Annotated in this window: 12 protein-coding genes and 1 tRNA gene; 8 read left to right on the top strand and 5 right to left on the bottom strand. The window is 54.7% G+C overall.

The annotated features are described in order from the left end of the window. Positions 1–488: 488 nt before the first annotated feature. The 3 genes from UH5x_RS22975 to UH5x_RS22965 are packed head-to-tail and all read right to left on the bottom strand — an operon-like array spanning position 489 to position 1810. Entirely contained in the window at positions 489–725 is a 237-nt protein-coding gene (locus tag UH5x_RS22975; protein WP_482633797.1) for a hypothetical protein, read from the bottom strand. 45 nt (positions 726–770) lie between these two features. Beyond that, entirely contained in the window at positions 771–1220 is a 450-nt protein-coding gene (locus UH5x_RS22970; RefSeq protein ID WP_482633796.1) for a JAB domain-containing protein, read from the bottom strand. Then, complete coding sequence (locus tag UH5x_RS22965) at positions 1217–1810, bottom strand: hypothetical protein (protein WP_482633795.1); 594 nt, start codon at positions 1808–1810, stop codon at positions 1217–1219. Before UH5x_RS22965 ends, UH5x_RS22970 begins: the two co-directional genes overlap by 4 nt. A 546-nt stretch (positions 1811–2356) precedes the next feature. Between UH5x_RS22965 and UH5x_RS22960 the strand changes: the two genes are divergently transcribed. The 6 genes from UH5x_RS22960 to UH5x_RS22935 all read left to right on the top strand — a co-directional run bounded on the left by UH5x_RS22960 (position 2357) and on the right by UH5x_RS22935 (position 6841). After that, the gene (locus UH5x_RS22960) at positions 2357–2731 is read left to right on the top strand and encodes a hypothetical protein (protein WP_482633794.1); all 375 of its coding nucleotides are present in this window, start codon (positions 2357–2359) and stop codon (positions 2729–2731) included. Continuing rightward, the gene (locus UH5x_RS22955; protein ID WP_482633793.1) at positions 2731–3105 is read left to right on the top strand and encodes a hypothetical protein; all 375 of its coding nucleotides are present in this window, start codon (positions 2731–2733) and stop codon (positions 3103–3105) included. The genes UH5x_RS22960 and UH5x_RS22955 overlap by 1 nt, the downstream gene beginning before the upstream one ends. Positions 3106–3702: 597 nt before the next feature. Further along, positions 3703–4443, top strand: coding sequence for a hypothetical protein (locus UH5x_RS22950; RefSeq protein WP_482633792.1), 741 nt, complete (start codon positions 3703–3705; stop codon positions 4441–4443). Between the two features lie 104 nt (positions 4444–4547). Further along, positions 4548–5165, top strand: coding sequence for a hypothetical protein (locus tag UH5x_RS22945; RefSeq protein ID WP_482633791.1), 618 nt, complete (start codon positions 4548–4550; stop codon positions 5163–5165). A 352-nt stretch (positions 5166–5517) separates the two neighbouring features. Next, the gene (locus UH5x_RS22940) at positions 5518–6012 is read left to right on the top strand and encodes a hypothetical protein (protein ID WP_482633790.1); all 495 of its coding nucleotides are present in this window, start codon (positions 5518–5520) and stop codon (positions 6010–6012) included. A 514-nt stretch (positions 6013–6526) separates the two neighbouring features. Continuing rightward, a complete protein-coding gene (locus tag UH5x_RS22935; RefSeq protein WP_482633789.1) occupies positions 6527–6841 on the top strand; it encodes an HNH endonuclease signature motif containing protein in 315 nt (104 codons plus the stop codon). Between the two features lie 312 nt (positions 6842–7153). On the opposite strand, the gene UH5x_RS22930 is transcribed toward UH5x_RS22935, so the two are convergent. After that, entirely contained in the window at positions 7154–8197 is a 1044-nt protein-coding gene (locus UH5x_RS22930) for a hypothetical protein (RefSeq protein ID WP_482633788.1), read from the bottom strand. 426 nt (positions 8198–8623) lie between these two features. Here UH5x_RS22930 and UH5x_RS22925 point away from each other — a divergent pair, with 426 nt between their 5' ends. Next, positions 8624–9121, top strand: coding sequence for a sigma-70 family RNA polymerase sigma factor (locus UH5x_RS22925; RefSeq protein WP_482633787.1), 498 nt, complete (start codon positions 8624–8626; stop codon positions 9119–9121). A 1694-nt stretch (positions 9122–10815) separates the two neighbouring features. Here UH5x_RS22925 and UH5x_RS22920 read toward each other — a convergent pair. Next, a tRNA-Pro gene (locus UH5x_RS22920) sits at positions 10816–10890 on the bottom strand. A 241-nt stretch (positions 10891–11131) separates the two neighbouring features. On the opposite strand from UH5x_RS22920, the gene UH5x_RS22915 reads away from it, so the two are divergent. Continuing rightward, complete coding sequence (locus UH5x_RS22915) at positions 11132–12118, top strand: M28 family peptidase (RefSeq protein ID WP_482636057.1); 987 nt, start codon at positions 11132–11134, stop codon at positions 12116–12118. Positions 12119–12251 lie beyond the last annotated feature (133 nt).

Raw genomic sequence — 12251 nt, 5'->3', positions numbered from 1 at the left:
GACACTTAGGTTCTGAACTTGGCGTCTGTGATTCTTTGGAAAGGCGGACATATAAGTGTTCGGAACGTCTGCGGGGGTGCTTTGTCGTGCTGGAGTCGTTCGGAACGTTTCGCGAAGGACGGCTAGCGGGTGAGCGGTTTTCAGATGGGATGCCGGGAGGGGGCTGGCGTTTTTGATGCTTGGAAGTGTAGGCCAATGGCTCTTCTGTTTTTCACGAGCTTCTATACAAGATTCTTACGCTACCCCGGATTGTCTGATGAGCCCTTTCGTCTGGTGCTCTGGCATTCTTGTTAACCGCCCTGTAGGTGCTCCGGTGTTCTCTCTGGTAAACGTTCTGAGTAGGGCTGCTGCTTTATGTGATGACAGTACTGGTGACCGTTATTCCCCGGCTCTCACTCCCTACGCAGATCGTTTGCGATTGCGCATGAAAAAAGCACCGATGGTTACACCGGTGCTTTCTGAACTCTTGGGTTGGTTCGTTCTGAACGCTACTTGCCGTTCTTCTTCTTCGAAAGGAGGGATGCAATCGCCTTCCGGTTTTCTTCGGTCAAGTCATTGTCGGCGAGGCTGAGTATCAACGAGCTGATAACGTCTTGGAACGATTCATTGTCGTTAGTTCCAAGAGATGCTATAGCTCGTACTCTCTCGATGAGTCTGAGCGAGACGATAACATTGTCGTCGTGCTGGCGGGTGTTTCGGAAACGTGGTGGGTTTTCGGTCTTCATCGTCTTGTCCATTGTTGTCGCTTGTTGAAATTGAATGGTCGGTTCCTAGCACTCTGCCATGGAGAGGGCCTGCCAGCCGTCGTCGGTGTGACCAACGATAATGTGGTCAAGCACATTGATTCCGATCGTCTTCCCGACCTCCTTCATCCGATCTGTGACCACGTGATCTTCACGGCTTGGGGTCAGGTCCCCGCTGGGATGGTTGTGAACCAGAAGGATGGCGCTGGCGTTGTTCAGGATCGCAGGTCGGAAGACTTCACGAGGATGAACCAAGCTGGCATCCAGGACGCCAACGGTGATCACGTGGAGCCCTATTGGCTTGTGCTTGGTGTCCAGCGTGACAACGAGAAACTGCTCGCTGGGTGAGTTCTCCAGGGTACTGCGGGTGAGCTCGGCAACTATCCTCCTAGCTTCAGCGGTGGAGGTGGCGGCGCCTGCTCGATACTGAACCGACGTCTGGCGGATGAGCTGGCAGGTGTAGACGGGGCATCTCATGACGTCACCTCCCATTCCGAACCGAAGGCGTAAAGTTCCGCCGATCCGTAGGGCTTGGAGAGCTCGGTAAGCTTGCCCCCATGTTCTGGCCTATCGCCATCCCAGAACCCGGCGCCATGACCGTTGCGGGTCAGGTGGAAGTCCGAACCAGCGTCGTGCTCCTTCCCTGAGATCAGCGCGGCAGCTTGCCCGAAGAAGTCGAGACAATCGCCCCGTAGCTCTTCCCGTTTGCCACTGGCCTTCAGGGCCTGCTCAACCTCAGAGGGCTCCACGACTTCGCGAACGTCACCACCGGGATTGCTCCAGGCTTCCACTGGTTCGTCCCGCTCGTTGGTGGCGGTGAATGCCAGCCCGTACAGGTAGCCTTCCCAGAATTCACTGAACCCGTCTGGTTCGTCGTTCTTGACGTACCACCCCGCGAACACGCTTGCTGCCAACGGATACCGGGTTCCGGGTTCCAGTCGCCCGAACGGCTCCAGCACTTCGAAGGTGACGGTTCCGTAGCCGGTCCAGGCGACCTGGACCAGAAATCCGTTTTCGACGTTTCGCCATACCTCACCTACTGCGGGCTGTTCGTTAGAATCACTCATGTTCCCGATCCTTGCTGATTGGGGACCACGTCCCCGGATGGTGCCAGCCATCGCGGGGACACTTCTTCGACCGACACCGTTTGTCGGTCTCCGGTGTGATCATTGGCTAGGGCGAACCGGTGTCAACTCTCCCAAAATGCTGTTGAAAGCTGGGGTTTTCCGGAAGATGTGTGGAAGATGTTCCAGACGTTTACCAACTTCAGTCGCCTGGGCGGGAGCCGATCAGATGTCAGCTGAAGCTTCCTGATTTTCCCGAAGATCGGCGAAGAAAACTTTGCTTGTCTCGATTTTTTTCGTGGCTATCCGCGCGTGTGCGAAACAGTGCAGCTTTTTCGGAAGTAGTGCAGCAGTTTGCGAGAGTGCAGCAGTCTCGCTGAGTGCAACCAATCGGTGAGCCCGAAACAGAATTGATGAGTGCAACGGCCTGGGTGTAGCAAGGTCGTCGCTCAGCTTCCTACGACGGTAGAAAACTTTAAGAACTTGACTGTTTTGCTAGCAATGGGATAATTCGCTTGTTCTGAACTCCACCTATCAAGGAAAGACGGTATGTACAAACTAACGGAACGTAGACTGGCAAAGGTTGAGCAACACCTAGAAGATGCTCGGGATGGCCTCAAGCGAGACGGAATGATCAATTGCGACATTCTTGAGCGTGAAATGCGTGATGCATTGAATTTGGGCTACCAGGCGATTAAGGACATCATGATCGACATCGTCAAACGGTATCCCCGTTTTCGTCTGGTCGCACTCTATTACATGCAGAACCAGAACGCTGGGATGGGTCCGGTCAGCGAGTTCCAGCCAACGTTGGCGAAAGAGTACGGGATAGATGACTACTCTGGAGGTCAGGAAAATCCCGACCAAGTCAAAGCAAAGTTCTGGGACGACGAATTGACCAAACTCCGGTCAGACGCAGCCTGATGGATGACACCGTTGTAGCTCTGTTGATATCAGCGTTCTCTGCATTGCTGGGCGGACTGGTCGGGTATCGGCTAGGAATCGCTTCCGAACGCCGGAAGGAATACAACGAAATCGCAGACAAGCTATTCATCAATGTAAATCGGGAAGTTGGGGAGCATTCGGCGGGGCATTTTCACATTAACGAAGATGACATCGCTCTCATGCGCCGCCGAATGGGACCGTTGCAACGGAGGCGATTTGACAACGCTCATGACGAGTACGTTTCAGCGTCGAAGCATCGGAGACAAGATGCTACCGGTCAGGTCTTCTACGGAGATGTCGATTCGGTCAACGCTGCCCTGAAGCGAATCGCTGCCGTTCTGAAGCGTCGTTGATGCTCGCTGCAACCCTCGTTGCGCAATACCTGGGGATCCTGCCTGTTCCGCTCACGCACCAAATTCACAATCTGCTGAACTTCAGTAGTCGTCTTCTCCATCCGCCTACCTTCTTTTTCGAAGACTTACCGAATCTGTCGGATGCAGCTTCGGACCGACTCATGGAAGTTTAAACCTTGACGCAGGTCTAACCCAACCGAACGAGCTGCTTGCCATTGCTGCCTCGGCAAAACCCCTGATGCAATCGGGGAGCGAGAAGGCTGAATCACGGTTGGCGTACAATGAGTCCGTCAGCCCCATGGAATCGCGAGTGCGTCACACCATAGCCAAAGTGGGCACTAAATTCGTTGCTTTCGCCTGCACCATCCGCTGATGCAGTGGTTCTATCGATGCTCGCGAGTGTCGTCAGGGCAGCCCCATCCCTAGCAACATTGCCGCAGCTACGCATAGTGGGTAAGATTCCCACTCGCTGGTGAATTAAGTGATATTGGTAAGACAACCCGATTCACTTATCCCGTGTTACGCGACTTCTCGAATAAGTCCCTACTGAATAGGGCTGAACCAATTGCCATGCCTCAATTCCCGTGGTCGTAACTCATGGCCGAACAGCAGCCGTGGGCCACAGGCCCACACGAAATCCTTCATCACGCACTCGAGTTGATGCGTGACGACACCGACACGAAACGCCGTTTGGCGATGATTCTCGTCGACAACGCTGTCGAGCAGATGATTAAGACGTATTTGAACCTTCCCAGCAGAATTAACGGCCTGACGATTCCTCGCGCACGGCGGCAGCAGATCGCCGACAGCTTTCCGAACATGCTCGATGCACTCGAAGAGTTTGCGTCCGACAAGTTAGTTGGTGTCGATCTCGGCACAATCGAATGGTACCACCGGTTGCGAAACCAACTGTATCACGAAGGCTTCGGCCTCACCGTTACACGCGACAATGTTGACGTCTATTCAGAACTGGCCAACTCGCTATTTAAAAACCTGTTCGGCTTCGACTTGGTTCATTCACAATACACTGGCCTTAATGATCGAATCGGCACTCTGATTCAACTGTGGAACCAACTTGACCGGGGCCTTGTGGATACTGCTAGCGACCACGACCTTCTGGGGCACAGGCGATCTCCGTTGGATACCATCCGGTTTCTTCATAATGCGTCGATTATCGACGACGCAGAATACAACGAGCTTAATCAACTGCGACAGGTTCGCAACGCAGTCGTTCATGGCCTCGACGAAAACCGTGAAGCTCTAACGGACGAGATGATCGAACGCCTTCGTTTCTTTGCTGATCGTTATAGTCCAGCAGAATCGGACGCCGAGATATAACACCCGCATCTACCGGAGTTGCCGATCCGGACTGAATCTGAAACTGGCGTCGCTGGTGGCAACCCGGTGATGGCGAACACGAGGCCCTTAAATCGGATATCGCTATGGCATGGAAAGTCGAACGTTGGCTCGACGATGTTTTTCCCGGCAAGGACCGAGTATACGAGGAATATCGGAACCTTCCTCGCCGCGAATTAGGGGTCGTCGCTGCTGGCGTATTGGACGTTGCATTGGCCGAACTCCTAAGCCTTCGCCTCGTGGACAAGGCAAAGGAACACGAAGAATTCCTCGGTCTTAACGAGAACGGGCGTGCGCCGTGCGGCTCATTCGGTGCCCGAATTCAACTTGCACTGCTCCTCGGCATCATCACCGAGGCTGATGCGAGCCTATTGCGTACCGTAAAGAATATTCGCAATAAATTTGCCCATCGCGTCAAGGCTGACTACAACACACCCGAAGTCCTTCCATTAGTAATCAACTTACATGACAAGTTTCTATCGCAGTCGAACCGGCTAATCGAACGAGGTATGCTGCCGAGCCCGAAACACGACCTGACCCTTATCCGGCCATTCCTGAATACGACGCCTGAAGCAGGTGCTGCTTTGATGCTTGCCGCGCTTGCCGTTTACCAAGCATATTTCCACAGGCTGTCCGAGATTGTGACACGCGTTAACATTGTAGTCCCGCCCGAAACGGACGAATCCTTACCAAGAGAAAGTTAACTTCGCGTGGGTGCGACGGTCAGGTTCCGTAGCCGTAGCTGAGGTAAACCATTGACGTGAACGATGGACTCATGTGATGAATGCTGAACTTTCGGGAGAGTAACTGGCGAGAAATGACTGTCACTGTGCTGCGTACCTACTCAATGCGCAGCAAGGCTACACGACCTGTCCGGCCTCGACAAAGAGCTGTAGGCTGAGAAACGCGATTAGTTCTTCGTGTTCTTAAAGGCTCTACCCAATGGGGCTCGGGATTTGTCCAACTTGCGAGATCAAAGTTTGTTGGTGGTTGCTCTGCTACCGCAAACGCAAGTCAACCGAACTCCTCCTCCTCGACTGGAACGTTTGCAAAGCCATGAGTGATCCGCTGCTAACCAATTTGATGGAACTCTCGACACCGAGAGATCTACTCGCGAAGCTCCAGGACGATCTTGCGCGACTGAGTGCGTCTAGAGGCGATCCATACCTTGCGTTCAACTTTTTCGTCACTGCTGAGCACATGGGAGATTGGGTATTTCCTGGTAGGGCAAACAGAAAGAATCGTGAGGGACTCCGTAATTCGCATCCCGCTCTCCAGATTTGTAGCCATCTAGCAAATGGCATGAAGCACTTTAAAGTTGAGGCAAAGCATCACGAGTCGGTAGACGGAGTCCGTAGCAAATCGGGCTATGCCCCGAACTACTACAAGAACTACGCGATGGAATACCATGGACCTGGAATTGTTATCACGCTTGACGGCGATGCGAAGACAAAGTTTGGTGAAACAATATCTGCTTTCCGCCTCGCTGAACACGTTATGGAATTCTGGTCGGACTACCTCAGCCCTGCCGTTGGCGAAAATCACGAATAAGAAAGGTCACGTAGCGAAGGGCGGGTGACACCCAACACATCCGCTCCATGAATCCAATGAGAACCTGCGAGGTTTTGTAAATGGAAGATCAATCGTCCGCCGCAAGTGACGGCAATCGAAATACGACTGAAACGGTGACGAGGGACACTGGTGCTTGGGGGCAGCAATGTGCGGTCATCTTTCGCAGATTGTCCGAACGTGCCCGTAAGCAAATTGCGCCGCCGGAAGATGGCTGGCAAGCATGGTCGAGGCAAATGGAACGACTGGATGAATATTTGTCCCAAGGCTACTTTCCATTCAGTGTTGGCTCGTTGTCCTTCGGGATAAGCGATGGGGTCGACCTCGCTACCGATTTGACACGTGCTTGGCGGGAGGCTTCCAATCGAATGAAGCGAGACTCAGAATTGTGGGTTCGTCATGCTGAACGCACCGCCGATCCCTGGGGGCGATGGTGTACATCAAAAGCTATCAACCCGGCTGGTGGCCGGAGGATTCGCACTAAAGGAAAAATGGAATGACCCAACTCAAGGGCGAGGATTTTTTGCCAACCGACCGGCCGACTGCCAAGCGTATTCGGCGGTTGGTGGAGCTTCAAGACTTCAAGTGTTCGATGACTGGGCTTCCACTCGAGCCTGAGGATGCGAATCTGGATCATATTGTCCCAATCGCTGCTGGTGGTGACCATGTGATGGCGAACGTACAGGTCGTCCACAAGGTTGTTAATCAAATGAAATCGACACTACCAGCGGATACCTTTATTGATTGGTGTCGCAGGATTGTCGCGTTTTCCGACGCCCGGCCCGATAGGCAGCAATGCGACGGTGAATGAGCGATTGTGGTATGCGGCGACATCACTCACGTTGATGATTCGCCCGCGAACTGTTCGCGAATCTCAATCGAAACCGGCAGGCGTTTGATGTTGACCTCAGTGGTTGATCCGTCTGAGTCGTACTTTCTTGACTCGCTGTGACCGTCATTGACCCGAATCTCAAACTTGCAATTCGCTGAGGGCGTAGCACCCTGAAAATCAATTGTGGCATTCATGAAATCTACTACTCTTCAGTTGTGTAATGAAAAACACCCCGCCCCGATCGAAACCGAGACGAGGTGTACGCCTAGTCCCCAACTCCGAGTTGGATCTTTAGTTCGCACCGATTTCCGACGCGAACGCTTTGTATTGGCGGTTCAGCTTTGACCACGCAGTTGCGGACTGCCGATCTTCTGGGTTGGCTTTGAATCGCCGCTCAAACGCCGCTCGCTGGTTTCCCAGGGACTGCAGTTTCCCCAGTTCGGCTGCAGTTGGGACTCGCTTCGGAGTTGGCGCCGGTGCCATCTCGGCTCGCTTTTGGTCTCGGATTTCGTTGAGCTGAGCCTGCGATTGCTTGAGCTCCTTTCGCGCGGCTCTCGCCTGATGAAAGTAGGAACTGTTGCCTCCGCCGTGCTGTGCATGGAGCCTTAGCAGGCGATCGTACTCAGCCTGCTGCTCGGACACCTGCTCTCGCAGGTCCTGTTCCCGGTCGGCTCTCATGGCTCGCTTGCCGGGAAATAGAGCAGGAGGCAGCTCGTTCTTGATTGCCGCTGGCGACACCGGAACGAGGTTGCCCTCGTTCGTGCGGATCATCGGGACCCCATTCTCGTTGACCAGTCGCTCTGCAAAGAACTCAGCACTGCCAGCCAAAGCTCCTGCATCACTGCAGGCCTTCTCAATTGCTGACAGGGCGTTCTGCCGGAATCGATTTTCAGCGGATTTTTGCTGGTGGGCTGAGATGACCGCCTGCAGGTCTTCAGGGATCTCAACCGGCTGGTTCCGACCGTTGTTTCGTCGGTGAGCCGCCTCGTTCTGAATTGACTTGACCCGGTCCAGATCGTCTCCGTCAATTTCAACAATGCCGGTCTCGGCATCGACGACAATCTCGCAAAGTTGGTCAGCTTGTTGGTTGATTTCATCCATTTTTTCGTCCTCCAATGTTTCTCTCGATCGTGGCGCCGGAGGCACCGTGCTGAGTTTGAGTCCGGGCGCGAAGTCTCGCGTAAATCGGATGTTGCCATTCGTCTGCAGTTCAACGGATGGGTCGGCTGCAGAGCCATCGAGCTCGACCGGCGAGCGTCCTCCATTCCAAATTCTTATGATTGTCGGCGGCGTTTCTGGTTCGTCCTGAGGGAAGGTGAGTTTGACTTTCATCATGACGATGTACTCCTTTCTCGAAGGGCCTCTGCCTCAGCGATGACTGCGTTGAATCTGTCGATAATTCCTTGTTGCTCCGCAAGCGATCCGTCATATGTCGCGACACCCTTCGGGAGCTTTTCCAGAAGCCAGTATCGGAGCAACGCCCTGCGACTGTCATCGTCGTCGGGAGGGACGTTTTTTCTGTGGCGAACCTGATACTCAACAGAATCGCATGGAATGTCCATCCACCGCGAGATGTCGGAAAACGTCGCCCCCAGTAGTTCTCGAAGTGCCCGGCAAATGCGAGCCTCGGTAATTGAGTATTTTGGTGCTGGCACTTCTGCTGCTCTCCGGTGCACGTAATGGTAGTTTTCATATCGGCCGTTTGCCGATCTAGTTACTAACCAAAGGATAGATCGCGGCAACGAAAATGGAGAAACAACAATGTCGACAAGCCACAGATACAGAAGCTTCCACGTTGAAATCGAAAACGCGAACCCAAACGATATGGTAGAGAGCAACTACGAGTTGGCATTTTTCATGGCGAGACGGTTTTCCCGTCAACCGCTATTTCGCCGATGTGACTTTGATGAGCTGGTCAGCTCTTGCATGGTTGGTCTGGTGACATCTGCTCAGCGTTTTGAACCAAGAAAGGGTTGGAAGTTCAGCACGTACGCCAGCCAGGTGATGTTGAACGAATGCCGCAAGCTGCTGCATGAACTCCAGACTCACCCTCTACCGACCAAAACCGCCGAGGATGTACGTCGGTGGGATGAGTTCGAGGTTAATCACGGGAGACTTCCGACTTTGCAGGAGGTCAATGAACTACCGGAACTGCGAGCACATCGCCGGACTGACATGCCGGAATCACGTTTCCGAGAGATCCTCTCGGCGGTCGCTTTGGCGAAGCCTCGGGCAGATATCCATGACGAGAGGAACTAGATCATCGGATAAATCGGAACTATGTGGGTCCGCATATTTCTGAAGTTTTGGGCTTCGGTACCGGAAACAATCGGGCAAACGAGCTGTCGCCTTTTTCGCGCGCCGCTCCCGGTACGTTCCGATGTTTTTGATTCGCTGATGTCTGAGCGCGCATGACAACGAAGTTCTTCCGGGGCAGACGGGAAGTCACGCGCGCACTTATTCGGTTTGATCTGTTCCAAACGGAATAGTGGATTGATCGTGCGTTTGGCTTTTCCATCTTGATCGTTTTAACGGTTCGAGAGCGAGCTTAGGTTGATCGATCAGAACAGAAGTTCAAAACGAACGGAAATCGGGATAGCCGGTATGTCTCGCGCTGCTGACGAAGTCAGCGTTCCGTTGCGTTCCGAAACAATCGGAAACAACGGTAAGTACCGGTATCGTCCAACCATGACGGCAGGTTCGGGAGGGATAGACCGATCCCTGGCGACATGACATCGACAGAGATCAATGCTCAACCTTGACGTGTAGGCCGGTATGGGTGAGCCGATCGAGTGAGTGATTTTTTTACGCTGTCCACACTCGCAACTGGTCACAGCGGAACATCTCGTCGGAGACGCAGTAGTGGGTTCGCTCTGGGCGAGACGTGCTGCGGAGGGCGTCAGTGCATCGGTGTGCCACCGCCCTGCATGTCCAGATGATTCTGCGTACTTCTCGGGTAAGTTCTCGGCTATCCGATCAGGCACAAAATCAACAACGCTACTACGCCACGTCTGGGGCTGGTTCACTGAGGGACACGGCATCCGTGTGGTCCTCTCTGGCGGGCAGATCCGCGAGCCAATGGAGCAGCAGGCATCCTGCTGAGCCTCGTAGCCGTTGGCAACGGCATGACTCACCTATGAGATGGGAGTCCTCACCAGCCCGATATTTACCCGTCGTTTCGGGCTACAGATAGCTTCGGGATTCTCCAGCAGATTGGAGAACGTTTCAGAGCGTGATCAATGGTCATGTCCGTCATCTGCAACCGATTCGCGATGCTCTCGCGATCGGCCACCCTAATGATACCGCATTCCGCCAAAACGCCTCGAAGAAAATCTTTGGACGGTCGTGTAGTACACTTCATTCGTGATCGATCGTCCGTCGTCACGCAATGCTAGGCGTCCCCAGATCTCGCGGTCTGGGGGCGTTTTTTTGTGACTGGACTGATCCCGGAAAACTCCGGTGCCGGAGGGGGCCAACCTCGGCAGACATGCCCCGAGCTAACCTTCCAACGGAAGCAGCCCGTAGCGCGTCGGGTGCCGCCTGGAGAGGGCGGCGTGCTTCCTTTCTCAGCGGAGGTCGGGCGAGGTCGCAACAGACCAACCGTACCGACTGGCGGCTTGCAGGTATTCTTCAGCTACGGACCGGTCATTGGCGTTGATCAAAGATCGGTCTTCGCGGAAGTGCTTCCAAGACAAGGAGGGGAAGGAAAACTGGGTTTCCCCGAAGTCGATCCAAACGGTCCGAGGCTAAATTACGGTCTGCTTGTTCAACCCGAACTCATCTGCAATGTCCCGGTCCGTCCGGCCGTGCTCCCACTTGCAGGCACCGATGCTCTCCAGAAGGCCTTCTTGAACCTCCCGATCCGGTTCAAGGATCGGTTCAGAAGATTTGGTTCAAGAATGGGGTCGCGAGAAAGAAGCCGCAAACCCTTAGCAGAACAGGACTTAGAGTCATCGGGATGACAAGATTCGAACTTGCGACCTCTGCACCCCCAGTGCAGCGCTCTAACCAGGCTGAGCCACATCCCGTGAAGGCCAAAACTCTACCGAAGTTCGCTCGAGTTCGCTAGGGTGAACAGCCACTTTCATGAACTCCCTTTTTGAGCGGCTTCCGCAGGACGTTTCGGCGATGGATCTGGCTATGCAGGCGGCAACCCAACCCACAGATTTTCCCCCCGGGCTCGCGCGTTCCACGCCCGAGAATTCCACCCCGCAGACGTTCGCGACAAATTCGCACGCTGGGGCCGCCAGCGGGAATTGGCCGCGGCATTTGCTGACTTTGGCGGTTTTGGCCTTCCTGGCTTTCGTCGGGGTCGCCATGTGGAAAATGCTGCGAGCCCCCGATTCGACCTCCGTGGTCCCCGCCACGCTTGGGCCCGTCCCCGAACAATACGACGCGAACCGGGCGATGGGATACTTGGTCGAAATCTGTGATCTCGGCCCCCGCCCGTCGGGTAGCCCGGCGATGCTGCAGCAACAAAAATTGTTGACCGAATTCTTCGAAGCTCGAGGCGGCCAGGTCCGCTTGCAACGCGGCGACATTCGGCATCCCCAAACGGGCGAGAACGTTCCGATCGCGAACCTGATCGCAGCCTGGCACCCCAACGCTCCGACCCGGTTCCTGCTGTGCGCCCACTACGACACTCGGCCTTACCCCGATCGTGATCGCCGAAACCCCAGGGGCGTCTTCGTGGGTGCCAACGACGGGGCCAGCGGTTCTGCCGCTCTGATGGAACTGAGCCATCAATTTGCGGACTTGCCCGAGGACATCGGCGTCGACGTGGTGCTGTTTGATGCCGAGGAGTTTGTCTTCGGCGAACAGAGCGGCGAGTACTTCCTGGGGTCGACCTTGTTCGCTCAGCAGTACCTGATCGAACCGCCCCCGGTGCCCTACCGCAGCGGCGTGTTGCTGGACATGATCGGCGACAAGGAATTGCAACTGCTCTACGAACGCAACAGCCTGCGGTATGCCCGCGATGTCACGAAGTCGATCTGGAAGACGGCCAAGCGGTTGGGCGTGAAAGCGTTTGTCACGCGGACTCGCAGCCAAGCGATTCGCGACGATCACTTGCCGCTGAACCAAATCGCCAAGATCCCCACCACGGACTTGATCGATTTTGATTACCCCCGACCAGGATTCCGTGCGCCGCAGTATTGGCACACGACGCAAGACATCCCTGAAAACTGCAGCGGCGAAAGCCTCGTCGCTGTGATTTGGGTGGTGCATGAGTGGATGCTGGAACAGAGGGGGGGATAGAAGTGGGAAAGGGGCTCAGGGGCAGGCTGTGGCTCGGGGGAGCAGGGGGTGATTGAAAAAGTGAAATTGAAAATTGAAAATTGTAAAGTTGGTGGGTGACTTGCGGATGTGCGTGGAGATGGCACGGGGGCGA

The sequence above is a fragment of the Rhodopirellula sp. UH5 genome, from assembly GCF_056839225.1.
This window is presented reverse-complemented; position numbering and strand designations above follow the sequence as displayed.

Bases quoted from the DNA above. Each gene is read 5' to 3' on its own strand.
- UH5x_RS22940 (WP_482633790.1), top strand. From the start codon at position 5,518: ATGAGTGATCCGCTGCTAACCAATTTGATGGAACTCTCGACACCGAGA.
- UH5x_RS22955 (WP_482633793.1), top strand. From the start codon at position 2,731: ATGGATGACACCGTTGTAGCTCTGTTGATATCAGCGTTCTCTGCATTG.
- UH5x_RS22925 (WP_482633787.1), top strand. From the start codon at position 8,624: ATGTCGACAAGCCACAGATACAGAAGCTTCCACGTTGAAATCGAAAAC.
- UH5x_RS22965 (WP_482633795.1), bottom strand. From the start codon at position 1,810: ATGAGTGATTCTAACGAACAGCCCGCAGTAGGTGAGGTATGGCGAAAC.
- UH5x_RS22960 (WP_482633794.1), top strand. From the start codon at position 2,357: ATGTACAAACTAACGGAACGTAGACTGGCAAAGGTTGAGCAACACCTA.
- UH5x_RS22935 (WP_482633789.1), top strand. From the start codon at position 6,527: ATGACCCAACTCAAGGGCGAGGATTTTTTGCCAACCGACCGGCCGACT.
- UH5x_RS22970 (WP_482633796.1), bottom strand. From the start codon at position 1,220: ATGAGATGCCCCGTCTACACCTGCCAGCTCATCCGCCAGACGTCGGTT.
- UH5x_RS22945 (WP_482633791.1), top strand. From the start codon at position 4,548: ATGGCATGGAAAGTCGAACGTTGGCTCGACGATGTTTTTCCCGGCAAG.
- UH5x_RS22975 (WP_482633797.1), bottom strand. From the start codon at position 725: ATGAAGACCGAAAACCCACCACGTTTCCGAAACACCCGCCAGCACGAC.
- UH5x_RS22930 (WP_482633788.1), bottom strand. From the start codon at position 8,197: ATGATGAAAGTCAAACTCACCTTCCCTCAGGACGAACCAGAAACGCCG.
- UH5x_RS22950 (WP_482633792.1), top strand. From the start codon at position 3,703: ATGGCCGAACAGCAGCCGTGGGCCACAGGCCCACACGAAATCCTTCAT.